This window comes from Leptospira haakeii, from assembly GCF_002812045.1.
In the GTDB taxonomy this organism is placed as follows: Bacteria; Spirochaetota; Leptospiria; order Leptospirales; family Leptospiraceae; genus Leptospira_B; species Leptospira_B haakeii.
Genome location: NZ_NPEG01000001.1, coordinates 140134 through 161007 on the forward strand (window position 1 = coordinate 140134; position 20874 = coordinate 161007).

Sequence of the window (20874 nt, forward strand, 5' to 3'; positions counted from 1 at the left end):
ACTTTTAAAGAGGACTAAATGAGCACTGCAGTTGCGGACTTCAAACCCACCGAAAAACTCCTAAAAACTAGGAACATCGGTATTTCCGCCCATATCGATTCAGGGAAAACCACCCTGACCGAGAGGATTCTATTCTATACTAACCGTATCCATGCGATCCACGAAGTTCGTGGTAAAGATGGAGTCGGTGCGAAAATGGACAGTATGGAATTGGAGCGCGAGAGAGGGATTACTATCCAATCCGCAGCTACCTACTGCCAGTGGAAAGACTATACTATCAATATCATTGATACTCCGGGCCACGTGGACTTTACCGTTGAGGTAGAGCGTTCCCTACGGGTTCTGGATTCCGCTATCTTAGTTCTTTGCGGAGTTTCCGGAGTTCAATCTCAGTCCATCACTGTGGACAGACAGATGCGCCGTTATAACGTTCCTCGTGTTGCTTTTATTAATAAGCTAGACCGTACTGGAGCGAACCCTTTCCGCGTGATCGATCAATTACGCGAGAAGTTAAAGCATAACGCTGTTCCAGTTCAAATTCCAATCGGTCTCGAAGGAGATTTAGTTGGGATCGTAGACTTAGTGACTATGAAAGCCGTTTATTTCGAAGGAAAAGACGGAATGGAAATCACTGAGAAAGAGATTCCTGCTGAATTACAAGAACTTGCTAATAAGAAGAGAGAAGAACTCTTAGATGCAGCTTCTATGTTCTCAGACGAATTGACTGAAGCTATGCTAGAAGGAGAACCTACAGTAGAGCAAATCAAAACTGCGATCCGCAATGGAGCGATCTCTTTGAAACTGACCCCAGTTTTTATGGGTTCTGCTTTCAAGAACAAAGGAGTTCAAAAACTTCTGGATGGAGTTTTGGATTACCTAGCTTCTCCTGTGGACGTTGTTAACTCCGCTTTGGACGTTAAAAACGAATCCGAAAAAGTAGTATTACCTTCTGATAAAGACAAACCACTCGTTTGCCTAGCGTTCAAACTTGAGGACGGACGTTACGGTCAGTTGACCTATGTTCGTGTTTACCAAGGAAAGATCCAGAAAGGTATGACCATCTACAACATGTCGAACAACAAGAAACATAACGTTGGTCGTCTATGTCGTATGCACTCAGACGAGATGGAAGATATCGACTACGCAGAAGCTGGTGATATCATCGCATTATTCGGTATCGATTGTGCTTCCGGGGATACTTTTACCGACGGAAAAATGAACGTTTCCATGGAATCCATGTTCGTTCCTGCTCCGGTAATCTCTCTTACAATCGAAGCTAAAGAATCTAAACACTTGAACAACCTTGCAAAAGCTCTCAACCGCTTTACCAAGGAAGATCCTACGTTCCAAACTCACGTAGACCAAGAATCCGGACAAACCATCATCAAAGGGATGGGAGAACTTCACCTCGAAGTTTATATCGAAAGGATGAAAAGGGAATACGGAGTGGAGCTGATCACTGGTGCTCCTCAAGTTGCGTATCGTGAAACTATCACAAGCCGCGCGGACTTCGACTATACCCATAAAAAACAAACGGGTGGTCAAGGTCAGTTCGGTCGTGTTGCGGGATTCATCGAGCCTATCCCATTGGAAGAAGATAAGAATTACGAATTCGTAAACAGTGTAGTGGGAGGAGCAATCCCTCGCGAATTTATCTCTTCTGTAGATAAAGGATTCAAGAGCTGTTTGGATCGTGGAAGTATGATCGGATTCCCTATCATCGGAGTAAAACTGACTATCAACGACGGTTCTTACCATGATGTGGACTCTTCCGATATGGCATTCCAGATCGCAGGACGCTATGCATTCCGCCAAGGTTTCAGCAAAGCAAATCCTCAGATCCTTGAGCCTATCATGAGAGTAGAAGTTGACGGTCCTGCGGAATTCCAAGGTCCAATCCTTGCTTCCCTGAACCAAAGACGAGGAATGATCCTAAACACCACCGAGCAAGACGGATATTGCAAAGTGGAAGCAGAAGTTCCTCTTTCCGATATGTTCGGATATTCTACTGTGATCCGTTCTTCTACCCAAGGAAAAGCGGAGTTCTCTATGGAATTCTCTCGTTACGCTCCTGTTCCAAGAAACGTAGCAGAAGAATTGATGAAAAAATACAAACCGAACTCCAAAGACGAAGATTGATCTTCCAAGAACATCCTTCTTTTTGGAAAAAAGGGAGCCAATCCGGCTCCCTTTTCTTTTTGGTGGGAAACAAAATTTGCCGATATTTTAGAGTATGCGGGAGTTCCATTTCATTCGTCTGATATGTTTCGGAATGATTTTCATTTCTTTTACTTCTCAAATTAATTCCGCAGGAACTCAATTAAAGATCCATATAGTCCAACCGAAAGAGACTGCATTTTCTATCTCCCAAAAGTACAAATTGGATTGGAGAATGCTCCTGGAGTGGAATGGCAAAAAAGAAAACGAAGGTTTGAAAGTGGGAGAAAAACTGAAAATCCCTCAAAACCTAGCCTATTCTTCTAAGATCGAAAAAAATCTACCTGAAGACGCGCCTTCTACCGGAAGTCCTAAGTTCCATTCTCCATTAAAAGTACTTCCGCCTGTTTCACTTCCTTATTCTAATCTTTCTTACTATCCGAATAAGGGAGTTCTGTTCAAGGCAAGCAGACATAAGGATGTACATCCGATCCGGTCCGGCAAAGTAGTTGTACTGGACCAAATGGACGGTTACCGGAAATATATTATTTTAGAGCATAAAGGCGGATATTCCAGCGTGTATGCAAATCTCAGATCCGTTTCCGTCAAAGAAGGCGAAACGGTAAAAGCGGGAGATTCCTTAGGTGAATTGGAAGAAGGTAAAGGACTCTATTTCCAGATCAACCAAGGCACCAAAGCTGTGGATCCGATCCCACTTTTGAAATACTGATCGCGGCTATTAAGTATATTAGGTTTTGCACATAAATGGAATGGGAAATCGTAAATTCTAAGGCCGTTACCCCTCAAGGAGTATTGGAGAATGCAACTATCCGTATCAAGGACGGAAGGATCTTTTCTATCTCCTCCGGGATCCCTAAAGATATTCTACCTATCCGTATCAATCTAAGAGGGAATTTCGTTTATCCAGGACTGATCAATGCTCATGACCATTTACTTGGGACTTATCTTCCTAAAGTCGGAACAAACCGTCCTTATTTGAATTGGCTTCCTTGGGACAATGATCTCAAATCTTCTGTAGTATATGCGGAAAGACAACAGCTCGAGCCTGAGCAACTATATCTATTAGGTTCTTATAAAAATCTGATCAGCGGTGTGACTTCCGTTTTGGATCATATTCCCCACTTCGTCCAAAAACCTTTTTTGGATAAATCTCCGGTCCGTATCCTGGAACGTTTTACTCTTTCTCATAGTATCTGCTCTTATTCCCTTGGTTGGGGAGATGGTCCTCAGATAGAATATGCCAGAGCAAAAGAAGGGAATCTTCCTTTCGTAACCCATATCTCCGAAGGATTCGATGATGAATCCAAAAACGCACTGAAAGAATTGAATTCTCTCGGCTGTTTAGGAGAAAACACAGTACTCGTTCATGGGATCGCTTTCGATACGGAAGATATCAAAACGGTTTCCAAAACAAAGGCAAACTTGGTCTGGTGCCCTGAATCTAATCTATTTATGTTCGGCAAAACGGCACCTATACGCGAGATCCTGGAAGCGGGGATCAACGTTAGTTTAGGTACGGATTCTCCTATGTCCGGGTCTATAAATATTTTCCAAGAGATCAAATCTGCCCGGGAATTTTTTACCAAAGAATTTGGAAAAGAATTGGATCCTAAAATTGTTTTTAAGATGGTCACTGAAAATCCCGCAAAGGCTCTTCGGGTAGAGAACGATTTGGGCAAATTGGAAGTCGGAAAAAAAGCGGATCTTTTAGTTCTTTCTTCCGAAAAAGAAGACGCCTACCAAACACTTTGCACTGCGGATCTCAAGTCCGTACGCTTGGTGGTGAAGGACGGGAAACCTTCCTACGGCGACCTTTCTTTGAAAGATTTTTTTGACGAAACAGGCGTGACAGGGCGCGAAATTAAGATCGCCGGAACCGATAAATACCTTGCAGGAGACCCCCTAGGGTTGCTAGAATCGGTCACCCGGGCCCTTGGTTACAAAAAGGATTTGGCATTTTTTCCTGTCGGGTGAGATTTAGAGAAGAAGGTAACGGTCTTGGCTGGGCCCATAATCCGAACTTATAAAGGCGGTTCTATTATTTACTTCGAGAAAGATCGATCGGAGGATATCTATGTCCTCAGACAAGGTCGAGTCGTTCTCACGTACACCGCGATCGATTCCGGTTACGAGGTAAAAGAAGACGTACGACTGGGAGAATTTTTCGGAGTCAAATCCGCATTGGGAAAATACCCTAGGGAAGAAACCGCTCAGGTTGTAGGCGGAGCAACTGTCTTAGTTTTCAAACTTTCAGACTTCGAAACATTCGTAGCCGAAAAAACTCATCTGATTTTAAAGATGATGAAGGTATTCTCCAGCCAATTGCGACTGGTTCACAAAAAATTAAGAGAGATCTTGGGCCAGGCAGAAGCTAGAAACCCTGCATTCGAGCTCATGAACGTCGCCGAAGTATTTTATAAGAATAACAACTTCGAACACGCAGCTTACGGATTCGGAAAATACTTGGAACATTATCCTAGCGGGCCTTATGCCGGAAGAGCCACCGAGCTACAAGATCTTGCGAGAAAGGGAACTCCCTACCCGATCAATATGCCTCCACTGGTTTACGATGCAGCTTCTACCAGGGCGCCTATGTCCCAGGAAAATCTGCAGAATATCATGAAGCCTGCTGCAGAAAAAACGAATCTGGGTGCTGGCACAGACAATACGATTACTTCTCTATATAATCGCGCTCATACATTCTTGAACGTAGGTAAATTCGAAGAAGCAGCCGGCATCTTCAAAGATCTGATGGTCCGTACTGATTTCAAATACGATAGTGAGAAGAAACTCGTGGACAATGCACTTTTCCAAATGGGTGTTTGTTTCCTAAAGCTGAACAATTTGGATACGGCAAGCAATACCTTCTCCGCTTATATTAAAAAACATCCATCCGGAGAATCAGTAAAAGAGTCTTTATTTCATTTGGCAGAGATCGCGGAACAACAAGGAGATCGTCAAAGGGCTGGAATGTTATTCGGCAAGGTAGCATTACTTCCTCCGGAAAGAGACAGTCTCTCTCAGAAGGCTCGCCAAAAAGCCAAGGAGCTCAGCGCCTAAATGGATTTAATGCTCGAGTCGATGTTCTCAAAGTTCGGAAAAACTTTCGAACCGAACCAGATCATATTCTGCGAAAACGAACCAGGAAACGATTTCTTTCTGATCCAAGCTGGAAAAGTAAAGATCACTAAAACTGTGGGGAATTCCATCAAGACCTTAGATATCTTAGAACAAGGAGATATTTTCGGAGAGATGGCGATCTTAGAAGAACAACCCAGAAGTGCGACCGCAATCGCAATCTCAGAAGTAAAAGTACTTAACTTCAATAGAGCAAACTTCGAACTATTGATGACCAAGAATCCGACTCTTGCACTCAAGATCCTCACAATATTCTCCGTCAGAATTTACGACGCAAAACGAAGATTACTCATTCTATTACTGGATGATATCATCGGAAAAGTAGCCGACGTATTCTTGATGTTGTATGAAAAGATGCATACTCACACAGAATTCAAAGAGGTCGTGCTCAACGTAACAGTGGAAGACGTGGCGGATTGGTGTGCCCAACCTGTGGGAGAAGTCCAGAAGGTAGTGAACCAATTCGCTAAAAGCGGTAAAATCGAGATATACTCGGACAAAATCGTAATTCACAATATTAACGACTTCCAGAGAATAGTCTCTCAGAAGCGCAAACCTTCTTAACAGAATACCGGCGTTCTAAAGATAAAGGTCCCGTAGCTCAGGTGGACAGAGCAGAAGTTTCCTAAACTTTTGGTCGGAGGTTCGAATCCTCTCGGGGCCACCATCAAACCATGGCAGATTCCCAAGACAACGTTCTGAACCTACTCAAAAAATCGGAAGAATTTCTAAAAAAGAAAAACATACCTTCCGCAAGATTGGATGCGGAGATATTACTCGCAGACCTACTCAAGATCCAAAGAGTTAAACTTTATATAGATTTCGAAAGACCTCTTTCCGCCTCTGAAAAAGACGAATACAGAGAAAGGATCGTCCAAAGATCCAAATTCAGGCCTACCGCTTATATCATAGGGAAGAAAGCATTTTTCGATTCAGAATTCCATGTAAACGAGTCAGTCCTTATCCCAAGACCGGAAACGGAAGAATTAGTCGCCTGGGTTTTAGAAGAATATCCAAACAAAGAAAACAGTTTAGAAATATTGGATCTTTGTTCAGGAAGCGGTTGTATAGGGATCAGCCTAGCCAAGGCCAGAAAAGAATGGAAAGTGTCCTTTACGGATGCTTCCGAATCTGCATTAGAGATTAACAAAAAGAATATTCAAGAAATCTTAAATACAGAGAGAAGTTTCGAACTCTATCACGGAGACCTGCTCTCCCCTATTCCGGACGAAACCAAATTCGATCTGATCGTCTCTAATCCCCCTTATATTCCCGAAGCGGATAAACCGACGATTATGCCTGATGTTGCAGATTATGAACCACATCTTGCATTATTCGTCGCTGATTTTCAAGGATTTCATACTAAGATATTAACTGAAGCAAAGACAAAACTAAAACAGGAAGGCAGATTGTATCTGGAAACTCATCCTAGATATTCCAACTGGTTAAAAGAAACTGCTCTTTCTCTCGGGTATTCCGGGGCAGATCTGAAAAAGGACCTTTCCGGAAGAGATAGTTTTGTTCGGTTGATATTATAGGATTCTTTTTAGAGAGCTAGGTGATCTCCCGGTTTTACCTGCTTCCTCCTGACGGGATACAAGACCTTCACTCCGAAATTGCCTTTAACTGCCCCCCAGGATCGAAAATTGTACATTCTATCCCTTTCGTTTTCAGAACAGGTTGTAAAAACAACTCATCCTCACTTAGAGTCCACGCTTTACGGATCTTCAGCTTATCAAGTGCCATTTCATAATGATTTCCGATAGTTACTCCAGTCTTACGCATTTGTATTTTTAAAATCCCGAGTATGACCTCTTTCCCATCCAGTCCAGGAGTAAAACATTGGGTGGTAACACGATTCAATAACTCTTCGTCTTTTTGAAGCACATCCATAGTAATCGCATGTAGGATTCTCCATTCAGTTATACTTTCCGAAATCTTATTTTTTCTTTCTAAAAAAGCGAAAATATGTTTTGGATCTGCTTGGTATAAATTTAAGAACAAACTTTCGTTTATAATATAAATTCGAATTAGTTTTAATGAATGAATGGGGTGATTATAAACTAGCCCAGTATATGAATTAGAACCTGGAGGTAAAAAATCCGGATGTTTAAAACTTAAATATCCTCCGAAAACCCATCCTTCCCCTTCTTCACTTTTGATCTTGTACCAATAATTTTCAAATCCGTCAATATGTGCCAATCTTTGGTCCTTCTCCAAGATCTTTACTTCTCCTTTGTATGGAACGGCCCCCATCTTTTCAGAAGAAAGTTTTGGAGCGGAACGTATCCTAAGTCCTGAGCCGGTATTTACGTATGCGGATTGGTAATTAGAAAAACATCCAAATAAGAATGTCGTGCAAAATGCTACAGTGAAGTATAATAGAAATCTAATCATAAGAAACACAGATTAGATATACTCATTTAGAATCATATCGTCTAACAAAAAACAAACGATATTAAGCTCCAAAATAAAAATGGGGTCGGTAAATCACCGACCCCGAAGCTAGTTTCGACTCGTATTGGGGAAGAATTAAATCGCTGAGCTTCCTCTTTCTCCAGTGCGGATACGGATCACATCTTCGAGAGGAAGAATTAAAATTTTTCCGTCTCCGATCTTTCCGTCACCGGTTTTGGCAGCTTTCAAGATTGCATCAACGGTTGGTTTAACGAACTCGTCGTTTACCGCGATTTCCAATCTTACTTTTCTTAGAAGGTTTACTTGGTATTCATGTCCACGAAATACTTCAGTTTTACCTTTTTGCTGCCCGTAGCCTTGCACGTCGCTTACGGTAAGTCTATAAATTTCATTCTTAGTAAGCTCCGCTTTAACCTCTTCCAGTTTATGGGGCTGGATAATTGCTACGATTAATTTCATATGCTCTCCTTTACTTAATGTATAAATTCAAAAGGTTATATAATATAACCTTTTTCTCCGTGAATCTCGGAATCGAGTCCAGCAATCTCTTTCTCTTCGGAAATCCTGAATCCGATCGTTTTGTCGATAATAAACACTAAGATCAAGGATACGACGATAGAGTAAGCACCAGTAGCTACAACACTGATAACCTGAACGATAATTTGGTCTCCGCGAGTAACTCCCTCAGGAATATATTGCGCAAGTGCGAATACACCTGTAAGGATCGCTCCGATAGCTCCACCAACGCCATGAATTCCGAAAGCGTCTAATGAGTCATCATAACCAAGTTTACCTTTCAGTAGGATAGCACCGTAACAAACAGGAGATACGATTACTCCCATAATCAACGCGCCAGTAGCGTCCACAAAACCTGCAGCAGGAGTGATCACAACCAGACCTGCAACGATCCCGGAAGCTGCTCCAAGAGCAGTAGCCTTTTTAGTATGAAGATATTCGATCAATAACCAAACAGCACCTGCAGTTGCAGGAGCGATTAAAGTTACAACGAAAGCTCTTGCAGCCTGACCATTTGTAGCAAGACCGGAACCTGCGTTAAATCCGAACCATCCGAACCATAGGAAACCCGCACCGATAAGTGTGTAGGTCAAGTTGTTTGGAGCGATAAGTGCAGGACCTTCTCCTTTACGTTTTCCTAATACGATTGCTGCAGCTAAACCTGCGATACCGGAGATCAAGTGAACCACTGTTCCACCTGCGAAATCCAGAGCGGTCTTTTTGAAAAGCCAACCGTTAGCGGACCATACCCAGTGTGCGACTGGATCGTAAACCAAGGTAGACCATGCGAGAATGAATACGATATAACCGGAAAGTTTCACTCTTTCTGCGATCGCACCGGAAATTAGAGCCGGAGTGATAAGCGCGAACATTCCTTGGAAAAGGAAGTGAATGTATTTCGGGATCGTTCCTTCCAAAGTTTCGTCGGTAATTCCATTCAACAAGAAGAGTTGAAAATCGCCGAAAAATGGACTATCGCCGGAAAAAGCTAAGCTGTATCCGAATAATGTCCACTGGATTGTGAGGACAAGAATCGCAACAAAGCTATGCATCATTGTTGAAAGAACGTTCTTAGATCTTACGATACCGCCGTAGAACAGCGCGAGTCCTGGGATCATGAAGAACACGAAAGTGGAAGCCACGATCATCCATGCGGTATCCCCTTTATCCAAAGTAGGGGCAGCAGGCGCGGCTGGTGCTGGTGTAGCGTCTTGACCCCAGATCAGTACTGGAGCGATTAAGATCAAGAGCGCGATAAGTTTTTGGGCAATTTTCATTTTCTCAAATCTCATCTCGAAAATATGTTTAATCCAAATAATGCAAGAAGAGTACCTGAGTTAAAAATTAGTTCAAAAAAAGATTAAAAAAACAGAATAGGAATCATAGAGGCCTGAAACGAGGTTTTCACTCAGAAAAAGGGTCCATTTTTTTATCTGAGGCAGATTTTTCCCTAGTTCAGGGTAAATATTGCCAGACCCAGCCTAGCAGTTTGCGTACTTATTAGGCAGATTTTTAGGGTCTGTCGGAAAAATAAAATTTTAGAAGTGAAAACTATACTTAGGTATCAATCTTCCGGAAGAAAATTACATCCGGAAGATTGCATAAGAAGGCTCAATACCTTTCGGAGAAAGGTCAGAATACAATGCCAAACCTAAAGCTTCCCTTGTACGAGCAGGATCTAGGACTCCATCGTCCCAAAGTCTTGCGGTCGAATAGATACAAGACGAACGATTATCATAATCTTCTAATATAGGTTTTTTAAACGCGGCCTGTTCCGTGTCGGAGAGTGATCTTCCTTCCTTCTCCAATTGTTCCTGCTTCACTGTGAGTAGAACATTTGCTGCTTGTTCTCCTCCCATGACTGAAATCCTAGCGTTCGGCCACATCCATAGGAATCTAGGTCCAAATGCACGGCCGCACATTCCGTAATTTCCGGCTCCGTATGAACCACCGATTACCACAGTGTATTTTGGAACTACAGAAGTGGAGACTGCGTTTACCATTTTTGCACCGTCTTTTGCGATACCTGAGTTCTCATACTTCTTCCCGACCATAAAACCGGTGATGTTTTGTAAGAAGAGTAAAGGGATCTCTCTTTGGTTGCAAAGTTGGATGAAATGGGCCGCCTTCAAAGAACTTTCAGAAAATAAAACTCCGTTGTTTGCGATAATACCTACTGTCTTTCCGTAAATATTCGCAAATCCCGTGACTATGGTAGTTCCATAATATTTTTTGAATTCTTGGAATCTGGAACCGTCCACCACTCTTGCGATAACTTCTCTTACATCATAAGGTTTACGGATATCCTTTTGAATGATCCCGTAAATTTCCTCAGAAGGATAAAGTGGTTCTTCGTATGATATTTGCTCTTCTAATTTTTTGGCTCTTGCTCCTAAACTAGAAACGATATGTCTAGCGATCTCAAGAGCGTGTGGGTCATTCTCCGCATAATGATCGGTAACCCCTGAGATCCTGCAATGGACATCGGCGCCGCCTAATTCTTCCGGAGTAACAATTTCTCCAGTGGCAGCTTTTACAAGAGGAGGTCCACCTAGGAAAATAGTACCGTTTCCTTTTACGATCACAGATTCGTCTGACATCGCAGGAATATATGCACCGCCTGCAGTACAACTTCCCATTACTACGGAGATCTGAGGGATCCCCATTCTAGAAAGATTTGCTTGGTTATAAAAGATTCTACCGAAATGCCATTTATCAGGAAAAACATCATCCTGCATCGGAAGGAATGCTCCACCCGAATCTACCAGATAAACACAAGGAAGACGATTCTCTAATGCAATCTCTTGGGCACGGATATGTTTTTTGACGGTGAGAGGATAATAGGTCCCTCCTTTTACAGTAGCATCGTTTGCAACGATCACACAAGGAGTTCCTGAAATTTTACCGATCCCGGTTACGATACCTGCAGAAGGAACATCATCCGCATAAACATTCTCCCCGGCTAAAGCAGAGAATTCTAAGAAAGGAGTATTTGGATCGATAAGTCCTTGTACCCTTTCTCTTGCGGTGAGTTTTCCTCTGCTCTTATGTTTCTGGATGGATTTTTCTCCTCCGCCTTGTCCGGCTTTTTGGAGAAGTTTACGTAAATTCGCGACCTTCTCTGAAAGGTCTTTGAAATTCTCTTTATATTCAGGGGAAGACGTACTAATACGCGATTCCAAAACTTCCATGGGGCCTCCGGTCCTTTTTTATTTCCGGACCTTGGTTTCGTATAAAATTCTAATAAGTTCTGATTCGGAATGAGAAAGTTCTCTGTTCCTTCTTGCCATGATCTTGCGTGAATCACGAAGAAATAGATCTAAGATATAAGGTTGTCCATCCGCCCATAAGAATGGCGGAAGATATCCACTCGCCTTGGACGAAACAACATTACATCCAAAATCAATCACAGTTCCTGTATTCAACATCACTCCGATACCTATCTTGGAAAAATCTCCAATGATAGAACCGAATTTGATGGAACCTGTTGTGATCTCGCTATGTTCTTCTCTGATCTTAACGACACCGTAGTTATTCTTTAGATCGGAGGTTGTGGATAATGCTCCTAGGTTAACCCAGCTTCCCACCACGGAATGTCCTAAGAACCCTTCGTGATGTTTATTCGTAAAATCTAATATAATACTATCGCCTACTTCTCCACCTATCCTGCATACATTCCCTATAGAAGTGTTTCCGGTGATACGAGCATTGTCTACATGAGTGCCCTGGCCTATGTAAAGGGGACCTTCTAAAAAGCTAAAAGAAGTCACTTTTGCATCCTTGTCTATGATCACAGGTCCTGAAGTTACATCTATGACTACACCAGGATAAATTTTAGCGGAAGGATGAATATGAACGTGTTTGGATTTTCCGACTACTTGGAAATCTCCGGACTTCACTTTGAGTTTGCGGGCCCATTTGCGTAGGTCCTTATGATTTTCCAAGTCCTGGTCTATGTTTTTGCCCACAGACTCCAAGGATTTCCACGGTAGGAATTCCTCAGGACGAATGATTAGGTCTACATCCTTACCATCGTATTCGGAAATCTTTGGATTTCTTTCGAAGAATGTTTTCTCGAAAGCAGGATTTGAATGAGAATACAGAATCTTAGAATCAGGATACTGCTCTTTTAAACGTTGGAGTGGAGTTAAAACCCCGTCTCGAATCTCGGAGAAAGATCGAATCCTGGTTAAGGCTCCCAAACCGGGAGGAGTTTCCCTCTCATCGATCCAAATTCTCTGAATTCTGCCCACTACACTACTCCACTGTGACGGACTTTGCTAGGTTTCTAGGTTGGTCCGGAGGACAACCCCTAGCCACGGCAGAATAATAGGCCAGAAGTTGGAGAGGAAGAACATTCAGGATCGGACTCAAAATTTCCGGACATTCCGGAACTTCAAAACAGTAGTCTGAAAGCTCTTTTGCCTCTTTATCTCCTTCAGTCACTATGGAGATCATGATTCCATTTCGGGCCTTGATTTCCTGGATATTGGAAAGCATTTTGCTATAAATTTCGGATTTGGTCGCGATACATACAACCGGCACTTCGTTTGTAATAAGTGCGATCGGTCCATGTTTGAATTCCCCACCCGCATAACCGGAAGCGTGGATATAAGAAACTTCTTTTAATTTCAGAGCCCCTTCTAACGCGACAGGATGATTGTAGGTCCTACCTAAGAATACAAAATCTTTGGTCTTAGTAAAATCCGCAGCCCAAGTTTCCAGGATATGAGCCTGAGCCAAAATCCTTTCCATTTTACCTGGCAGAAGTCGGATCTCTTCTAAAAGTGTCTTAAGTTCTTCGTCGGAAACGATCCATTTCAAACGAGCAACGTATAATGAAAAAAGAAGAAGGTTGATTACTTGTGCAGTGAATGCCTTTGTACTCGCAACCCCGATCTCAGGACCGGCATCTGTTCTAATAAATGAATCCGATTCTCTTGCAATTGTGGAGTTCACATTATTCACCAAAGAAAGAACTTTGATAAACTTCGCTTTTGCTTCCAATAGAGAAGCAAGAGTATCCGCAGTTTCTCCGGACTGAGAAATTCCTACGATAAGAGTGTCACCTTCGACCACAGGATTTCTATAACGGAACTCCGAAGAAGTTTCGGTATCCGTTTGAATTTTTGCGAAATTTTCCAGATAATGTTTTCCGAGCATACCTGCGTAATAGCTGGTTCCTGCTGCTTGGATGATGATACGGTTTACCTTGGACATCATTTCTCTAGAGATTGTACTCTCCGGAAATTCTATCTCTCCGGCTTCGCTGATACGAGATTGGATGATCCTACGGAAAATTCCGGGTTGTTCGTGGATCTCCTTGATCATATAATGAGGATAACCGCCTTTATCAACATCCTCAAATTTGATATCCTGAGCTTTGAATTCGAATTCTTTCTCAAGGCCATCAAATCCGAAGATCTTACATTCGGTTTTTGAAAAGTATCCCCATTCTTTAGAGTTAATATAATAAACTTCTCTACAGTTACGAGTTAATGGAGAAATATCGGAAGCAAGATAGTATTCTTCTTTTCCTCTTCCTAAAAGTAAAGGTGCTCCATCTTGCGCGAAATACACTCTGTCCGGTTCGTTATCGAATACAACTGCGATCGCCCATTTTCCATGAACTCTATTAAATAATTCTAAAAAAGCTTCCTTATTGGATAAGCCTCTTTTTCTGCTCTCCGCCAAAAGATTGGGAAGAACTTCCGTATCCGTCATACTATGGAATACGAAACCTTTTTGTTTGAGTTCTTGCTTGAGCTCGGAATAATTTTCTACAATTCCATTATGAACTACTGCTACAGTAGATTTGGAATCAGTATGAGGGTGAGCATTGATTTGGTTTGGTTCACCGTGAGTTGCCCAACGAGTATGACCAATTCCAACATTACCTCGAATCGGATGTTCCTTTAGGTAATTCTCCAGATCCTTAATTTTGCCTTTTTGTTTACGGACTTGGATCTCTCCTCTGTCCAGGACCGCGATCCCGGCCGAATCGTATCCACGATACTCCAAACCGATGAGCCCTACTATGAGTACGGATTCTACGTTCTTATCGCCAGCGTATCCTACGATTCCACACATATATTATGAATTCTCCATGATCTTTCCGGCTTTATTTAAAAGGGATTCCAGATCCTTTTTGGTTCTGGCCTCTCCAATCAACCGGAGGATCGGCTCGGTATTCGAAGGTCGAATATGTATCCAAGAGTCCTGGTTTGCTAAACGTAAACCGTCTCTCGAATCTTCTTTATATTCGGAGAAGGCGCTGCGAAACTTAGAATAAATCTGCTCCGTCTTCTGACCCGCGATCTTGTAGGCGATCTTGCGCATATGGACCGCAGGAAGACTACCTATCACAGTTTCAGCATCTTCCCCCTTTAGGGCAAGCAGATTCAGTATATGGGCCACCCCGGAAAGAGAGTCTCTTCCGAAAGAAGGGATCGCCGGATCAATGACTCCTCCGTTTCCTTCTCCGCCAAAAACCGACTTACGGTGTATCATTTCTGCCACAACGTTTGCTTCTCCCACCTTAGATCGATAAGTCGGAATTCCAACGGAGTCTGCGACCCAATCGTTCACAAAACTTGTGGAGAGGTTCACGGTGATAGATGCCTTTTTCGGAAGAGAATTAGAAGTAAGGTAGGACATAAAGCTAAGAGGAAGAGTTAATTCTTCTGAAATAGCTCCCTTTTTAGGAGATAAAACCACAAGTCTATCGGCGTCCGGGTCCAATGCAAAACCAATGTCTGCCTTGGATTTTTTGATCAGACGGGAAGATTGTTTAAGTGCATCGGGTGTAGGCTCCGGCGGGCGAGGAAATGTTCCATCAGGAGTACAATGCTGTAGAATGACCTTACAACCCAAGCGACTTAACAATTCCGGTAAAACGAAGCTTCCACCACCGTTAACTGCATCCAGAAATACCGTAAATTTTTTACGTTTGATCGCAGATATATTCACTCGAGCCAAAACGGAATCGATATGGGCTTGGATCCTGTCGGTCCCATCTTCCACATCCGTATTCGGTTTAAATTGGAAAGGTTTATAATCTTCTTTTCGGACAAGATCCAAAAGACCTTCTAAGTCTTCTGCATTCGTAAAAAAACCACCAGGGCCTATGAACTTAAATGCATTCCAGATAACCGGATTATGAGAAGCGGAGATCATGATCCCACCAGCAGCTCCCGACTGAGCCACCACTGCCTTAACAGTAGGAGTAGGAACAATCCCCAAACGGATCACATTTTTGCCCATTCCTAGCATGATACCGATCGCGATATTTTCTATATAAGCACCGCTTGGACGAGAATCTCTTCCAATGACTACAGTATTACCTTTGAGTCTGGACCCAAAGGCCATAAGTGAATGGAAAATGACGTCGGGACTTAATCCGGTGGGAATGATTCCTCGGATTCCGGACACTGAAACCATCAAATCCGGGTGTTGGAAGACCGGTTTTTGAGGATTTAGAGCCATGATTCCGAGGAATGTTTTTTAAATTGGGATGAGAACATGGGCGATGACAGGATCGAACTGCCGACATCCTCCTTGTAAGGGAGGCGCTCTCCCAGCTGAGCTAATCGCCCGTTATGAAAACGGTTATTATGCGGTTGCAGCCTGATTGATACGCAATGCCATCCGACTCTTTTTGCGGTCTGCATTTTTAGAGTGGATCAGGTTGGTTTTCGCAGCTTTGTCCAGAAGAGAAGAGTATTGTCCGAACAAAGATTTTAAGGAGTCTTTTTCTCCGTCTTGGAGCGCTTTTAGGATCTTTTTAGCTTGGGTCCTAAGGCGATTCCTGTTTTGAGAATTCGCCGCATTTCTGCGTTTCGTTCTACGGATATCTTTTTCTGAAGATTTAATATTCGCCAAGGATCTCTACTTCCTATTAAGGGATTGAGCCCAGATTTTCGTACCCAGGCAGCCTGTCAACGCGCTTTTACTTCTTTTGTTCGAATGGATGGGCGACTCGCTCGCTCTGCGAGCGATCACGCTCTCCGCTTCAATCCGCTACGCGGGATTTTCGCTGCGATCGTTGTCGCGTAAAGATCCGCCCAAGTCTCGGCGGATAAGAAGAAGGACCACTGTCCTCACTGAGGTCGACTTCGAATTTGACGATTGCGTTATTTGCACTTAAGTAACTAGTTTTGTAGCCGCCTTGTTAGAGTTCCAATAGCTATCGAAACTCGACACTACCTTAAACGAGGTATATCTGAAATAAATTTCCTAAACTAAGGTCCGGAAGAATTTTTTGCTTTGCTTGCACTTATTTTTATCTTATTTTTTTAATTCAGTAGATTGGAAATTAATTATCCGTCCTATTGGAAGATCCAGGGACGCCTCGCATGATATCAAGACAAGCACAAGACTATATCATTGTGAACTCGATCGATGAGATCGATCCCAATAAACTTTCTTTGGCCCAGTTGGGAACCAAGTATTTGGATAGGAACGGGAACCGTTACGCTGTTCGTTTCAATAAAGAAAGTAGAAAGGCGGAGATCATTCGTATCACTCTTCAAAAAGCTTCCGAGGCGGAAGCGAATAAGCCTAAATTAGGTAGAGTCAATCCTAAGGCTACATCCAACCCTTTAGATCTACAGAAATTATCCAATCTTCTTAAAAGTACAAAACATCCTAGTGCTGACTGGGTAGAGAACCTGGCAGAAAAAACAAAACATACTAAGCCAAGCTCTGCAAATTCGGAAAAACCTGCTTACACTCCTAATTCTCAAAAAGAATTAGATATTTCTCCTTCTGAAGGACCTGATCTATCCGCAAGAATGAGCTCGGTCCAAAACGATATATTCGATCTTTCGAAAGTTGACCTGAATATCTCGGATGCTGGGCTTTCTTCTAACGCAGGAAAAGAAGATATTCCGGTTTTTATAGAGAATATAGAAGCAGGCTCCAACAGAGAAACGAAATATATCGAAGATAGCGTTCAACAATTTCAGAAGATCAAGGATAGGATCGAATCCGTACTGAATAATATTCGAAATTCTAAAATTTTCGAAGCAACCGGAGATCCTTCTGAAAACAAAAACATGGTAGGGAACCTGGCAAGAGAATTCGATATAGAGTTCTTCCAAAAGTTGGATAAGATATTAAATTATCATAAAGAGCTGACTTCTTATCCTAGATCCGTCACCTATTATGTGGCAAAGTACGAGTCTCATCGTAAGCAGGCATTGCAGTCCAAAACTTCGGATCAGGAAAAATTAAAATTGGTGATCCGTTGGGAAATGCAGGAACTTCTATTAGATCTGACCAGAAAAGTCAAAAAAATGGTCCTGAACGCATTAAACGTCCTAAATACTAAAAACGAAAACCACCTGAAACAAGTAGCTTATAACCAACAACAGATGTATAAGGATGCCAGAAGCGCCTTATTATATTGTTCGGAAGATATAGGCGGACTACTTATCTCCTTGCAAAAATGGGCCGATAGCGAAGGATAGAAACCTTTTGCATGGCACTTAGCGATCAAGAGATAAAAACAATCGTAGAAAAACTCCGAACCGAATACCGGGAAGGGGCCAAACAAAGTCCTAAAATTTTCGACGCCAAAGGTTTCGAGGATCGTTATATCCAAACCCTAAAACATAGGGGAAACCTGGACAATTTCCTGAAAGACGAAGTCGACTTTTTGGAAAAGATCAAAACTAAACATAAAGAACTTACGGAAAGAAGGAACGCCTCCAAGGGAGAAACGATCAATCGTATCCTGGACGAACAAGAGGAAAAACTTTCCAAATACCAAAGGGTAGATTTCCATCCATTAGCCAGGCCGGAAATGAGATATTTTTACGGTGCTATGACTGCGTTTGCAGATACCGACCTTCCCGTTTTAATTCATATATTCAGAGGAACTCCCGAATATTCCGCCTTCCAAGATAGTATCTCCATGATCGAACGGGTGGGAGTTACTAAAAGAGGAATGCCTTCTCTCCGCATCTCCGAACATATTAAGGCATTATTAGATGCAAATGGGAACCAATCCACAATGGAAAGGGATTCCCAAAACATTCTGAAAGAAGTATGTATCGCACTCGCAGGACTCAGAAAGACCGCGCTGGAATGTGTGGAGAAAAACAGGGTCAGCGACAGAATGACCGTTCAAGTCAGCGATAGGGACTATCCGAAAGCTTCGGAAGCGTATAAGAATTTACTTTTCGGTATCGCATTGGAAAAAATAATCGTTAAAGCCGAAAATATCATCCGGGATTTCCGGATGAGCGACTTAGTCGGTCTGGACGCTAAATGAAACTTTCCATCGTAATTCCCTGTTATAACGAAAAACAGACCATCAAAAACATTTTAGAAACCGTAAAGAAAGTCCCTTATAAGGATAAAGAAATCATTCTTGTAGACGATTTTTCCACGGACGGAACGAGGGAACTCCTTCAAACCGCTCCTTTTAAGAAGTTGGTGGACCAACTCGTATTTCATGAGAAAAACCAGGGAAAAGGTGCTGCACTCCGCACAGGATTCAAAGCTGCCAAAGGTGATATAGTCATCGTTCAAGATGCGGACCTGGAATATGATCCGTTTGAAATTCCCGATGTGATCGATCCTATCTATAAAGGGAAAGCTGACGTGGTTTTCGGAAGCAGATTTATGGGAGGAAGAGCCCATAGAGTCGTATACTACTGGCATAGACTCGGAAATCTATTCTTGACCACTCTTTCCAATATGTTCACGAACATTAACCTGACTGATATGGAAACTTGTTATAAAGCATTCCGTAGAGAAGTCATCCAAGGAATCGATATTAAAGAGAATCGTTTCGGGTTCGAGCCTGAGATTACTGCAAAAATTTCCAAAATCCCGGACATTCGAATTTTCGAAGTAGGGATCTCCTATTATGGACGCACTTACGCAGAAGGTAAAAAGATAGGTTGGAAAGACGGATTTAGAGCCATCTATTGTATCCTAAGATACAATCTATTTTCTTAATATAACTTTCTGTTCTTTGGGAATTTCGTATTCTCGATATTCCCAAAGACCTTTCGTTTTCACTTCCTTCTCTTCCCAAGCATGACCAAATAGTTCCAGCCAGACAGGACGGATCGCCGCTTCTGCCAATACTTTCATTCTGTATTTATGCATTAGGATATTATTCGACTCGGGAAGTTTTGCAGCGTATTCCACCACAGCGTCAGAATAAGAAATAAATCCTACCCTCTCTCCAGGATGTTTTTTAGAAAGAAATGATACTATAGTATCCATTCCTTGTGCGGAAGTTTCATCATGAATACATAATACTCTCTTCTGGAAATAAGAAGGGCCGATAGATCCGCAAAGAACGTCATCCAAGAACAATAAACTTGAGGCTTGGGAGTCCTTGTAAATAGAACGGATCGCTTTGATCTCTTTAGAACTTCTTTGGTAATTTACAAATCCAGCCAAGGTCATTCCGAAAGAATAAATTATTAGAATGGAAAACGCTAAGTTTTTCCCGGATTTTCCCAGTTTCCATTCGGAAACCTCGGTTACTTCTTTCAAAACCAAAACGAATGGGATCAATGCGAGCCCAACATATCTTGGTCCCCAGTTCGAAACCCCATCGTTTGGCGCAAGGAATGCGATCAGTATAATAAATGCATAAGCGCTGATCCCTAAATGATAAAGGGAGGTTTGGATCTTTCCTTCTTTGACTTTTTTACCAAAAAAATAAAGCAAAGGAATAAGTATCGGTAAATAGATCAAAAGCCCCGGCATGGTATAGGTTCCGATTAGGATTGTGAATGCCCTAGAAAGAACTGTTCCTTGGTCTTCTCCAGTATTAAAATTTTGGAAATATCTTGGGCCGATCGGATGTTGATAATCCAGTGTATGAAATAAGAATAGTAGAAGTACAATAACTGAAAAAGATACGGAGAACCAGAAAGATTTTTTCCACCAATCCTTTCCGAAAGCGACCCAGCCGCTAGCCCAGAAGATCACAAAGAAGATCAAAACTTCTAATCTTAACCAAACACCAAGGCCTAGAACAATTCCTCCGATCAACTTATTGGAAATTTTATCTTCCGTCTTATAAAAGAAGGTAAGTCCTAATAATTCCAAAAGAAGAAGAGGAGGATGTTCCGAAAGTTCAGGTCCCATCAAAAAGATATACGTTCCAAAAAAAGTGAACGCTAACCAGAACCAGGAAAGATCCCAGAACCTTCTCAAAATATAAGCCGAGACAAGATTGAATATTCCCATCAAAATGGAAACGATTGGGACCCAACTGAAAACTAAAAAAGGCGCGATTAGAAGTGTGAGAAAGATCGGATATTGACCGATCATTCTATCTCCGATCTGGAAAACCATCGGTGCTTTCCAAAGAAAATAACTATAAGTCGGATCCAGATCGAGGGACGGATAGATTAAATTTTCGGTGCTAAAACCGGATTGGAACATGGAATAGGCTTGGTGGTATTTCAAAAACTGATCTGAAAAAAGTGCCTCCCAAGGTTTTAGTAAAATTAGGATCGCGAAATAAATTGCGCTAAATAGAAAGAATCCTTTTGAAATTCCAGTTGTTTTCATGATCGAAGGCAAACATCCCCCACCCCCTAATTTATGAAACGAATTCTTGCCGGTACAAACACGGAGCTTTCAGTTTTT

At 42.2% G+C, this 20874-nt stretch carries 18 protein-coding genes and 2 tRNA genes; 10 read left to right on the plus strand and 10 right to left on the minus strand.

Annotated elements, in window-relative coordinates; all coding sequences use genetic code 11:
* Window positions 1–18 precede the first annotated feature (18 nt).
* From fusA to prmC, 7 genes are all read left to right on the plus strand, one after another.
* Window positions 19–2139, plus strand: coding sequence for an elongation factor G (gene fusA / locus CH377_RS00720; protein WP_100721942.1), 2121 nt, complete (start codon window positions 19–21; stop codon window positions 2137–2139).
* A gap of 94 nt (window positions 2140–2233) precedes the next feature.
* Complete coding sequence (locus CH377_RS00725) at window positions 2234–2887, plus strand: LIC_10271 family cell wall hydrolase (RefSeq protein ID WP_423789899.1); 654 nt, start codon at window positions 2234–2236, stop codon at window positions 2885–2887.
* Between the two features lie 35 nt (window positions 2888–2922).
* Window positions 2923–4152, plus strand: coding sequence for an amidohydrolase family protein (locus CH377_RS00730; protein WP_100721944.1), 1230 nt, complete (start codon window positions 2923–2925; stop codon window positions 4150–4152).
* Between the two features lie 24 nt (window positions 4153–4176).
* Window positions 4177–5238 (plus strand): cyclic nucleotide-binding domain-containing protein, encoded by a 1062-nt coding sequence (locus tag CH377_RS00735; protein WP_100721945.1) that lies wholly within the window; start codon window positions 4177–4179, stop codon window positions 5236–5238.
* The gene (locus tag CH377_RS00740; protein ID WP_008594423.1) at window positions 5239–5880 is read left to right on the plus strand and encodes a Crp/Fnr family transcriptional regulator; all 642 of its coding nucleotides are present in this window, start codon (window positions 5239–5241) and stop codon (window positions 5878–5880) included.
* Window positions 5881–5906: 26 nt separating this feature from the next.
* A tRNA-Arg gene (locus CH377_RS00745) sits at window positions 5907–5983 on the plus strand.
* A 7-nt stretch (window positions 5984–5990) separates the two neighbouring features.
* Complete coding sequence (prmC, locus tag CH377_RS00750; RefSeq protein WP_100721946.1) at window positions 5991–6854, plus strand: peptide chain release factor N(5)-glutamine methyltransferase; 864 nt, start codon at window positions 5991–5993, stop codon at window positions 6852–6854.
* Window positions 6855–6921: 67 nt separating this feature from the next.
* Here the strand turns inward: prmC and CH377_RS00755 are convergent, their stop codons facing one another.
* The 9 genes from CH377_RS00755 to rpsT all read right to left on the minus strand — a co-directional run bounded on the left by CH377_RS00755 (window position 6922) and on the right by rpsT (window position 16131).
* The gene (locus tag CH377_RS00755; protein ID WP_100722772.1) at window positions 6922–7713 is read right to left on the minus strand and encodes an SH3 domain-containing protein; all 792 of its coding nucleotides are present in this window, start codon (window positions 7711–7713) and stop codon (window positions 6922–6924) included.
* A gap of 135 nt (window positions 7714–7848) precedes the next feature.
* On the minus strand, window positions 7849–8193 hold the full coding sequence (locus CH377_RS00760) for a P-II family nitrogen regulator (protein ID WP_008595143.1): 345 nt from the start codon (window positions 8191–8193) through the stop codon (window positions 7849–7851).
* 35 nt (window positions 8194–8228) lie between these two features.
* On the minus strand, window positions 8229–9527 hold the full coding sequence (locus tag CH377_RS00765; protein WP_100721947.1) for an ammonium transporter: 1299 nt from the start codon (window positions 9525–9527) through the stop codon (window positions 8229–8231).
* 306 nt (window positions 9528–9833) lie between these two features.
* Window positions 9834–11441: a carboxyl transferase domain-containing protein gene (locus CH377_RS19825; RefSeq protein WP_243401918.1), complete on the minus strand. Its 1608-nt coding sequence runs from the start codon at window positions 11439–11441 to the stop codon at window positions 9834–9836.
* Window positions 11442–11459: 18 nt separating this feature from the next.
* On the minus strand, window positions 11460–12503 hold the full coding sequence (locus tag CH377_RS19830; RefSeq protein ID WP_243401919.1) for a GlmU family protein: 1044 nt from the start codon (window positions 12501–12503) through the stop codon (window positions 11460–11462).
* Between the two features lie 4 nt (window positions 12504–12507).
* Window positions 12508–14340 (minus strand): glutamine--fructose-6-phosphate transaminase (isomerizing), encoded by a 1833-nt coding sequence (gene glmS, locus CH377_RS00775; RefSeq protein WP_100721948.1) that lies wholly within the window; start codon window positions 14338–14340, stop codon window positions 12508–12510.
* Window positions 14341–14343: 3 nt separating this feature from the next.
* The gene (gene glmM, locus CH377_RS00780) at window positions 14344–15735 is read right to left on the minus strand and encodes a phosphoglucosamine mutase (protein WP_100721949.1); all 1392 of its coding nucleotides are present in this window, start codon (window positions 15733–15735) and stop codon (window positions 14344–14346) included.
* A 37-nt stretch (window positions 15736–15772) separates the two neighbouring features.
* Window positions 15773–15845 (minus strand) — tRNA-Val (locus CH377_RS00785).
* Window positions 15846–15861: 16 nt separating this feature from the next.
* On the minus strand, window positions 15862–16131 hold the full coding sequence (rpsT, locus tag CH377_RS00790; protein ID WP_086458106.1) for a 30S ribosomal protein S20: 270 nt from the start codon (window positions 16129–16131) through the stop codon (window positions 15862–15864).
* Between the two features lie 473 nt (window positions 16132–16604).
* On the opposite strand from rpsT, the gene CH377_RS00800 reads away from it, so the two are divergent.
* The 3 genes from CH377_RS00800 to CH377_RS00810 are packed head-to-tail and all read left to right on the plus strand — an operon-like array spanning window position 16605 to window position 19218.
* Complete coding sequence (locus tag CH377_RS00800) at window positions 16605–17720, plus strand: LIC_10450 family protein (RefSeq protein ID WP_100721950.1); 1116 nt, start codon at window positions 16605–16607, stop codon at window positions 17718–17720.
* A gap of 11 nt (window positions 17721–17731) precedes the next feature.
* Complete coding sequence (locus CH377_RS00805) at window positions 17732–18526, plus strand: hypothetical protein (protein WP_100721951.1); 795 nt, start codon at window positions 17732–17734, stop codon at window positions 18524–18526.
* Complete coding sequence (locus CH377_RS00810; RefSeq protein WP_100721952.1) at window positions 18523–19218, plus strand: glycosyltransferase family 2 protein; 696 nt, start codon at window positions 18523–18525, stop codon at window positions 19216–19218. Before CH377_RS00805 ends, CH377_RS00810 begins: the two co-directional genes overlap by 4 nt.
* Here CH377_RS00810 and CH377_RS00815 read toward each other — a convergent pair.
* Window positions 19207–20796, minus strand: coding sequence for an LA_3751/LA_3752 family putative glycosyltransferase (locus tag CH377_RS00815; protein ID WP_100721953.1), 1590 nt, complete (start codon window positions 20794–20796; stop codon window positions 19207–19209). The two genes, CH377_RS00810 and CH377_RS00815, sit on opposite strands and share 12 nt — an antisense overlap.
* Window positions 20797–20874 lie beyond the last annotated feature (78 nt).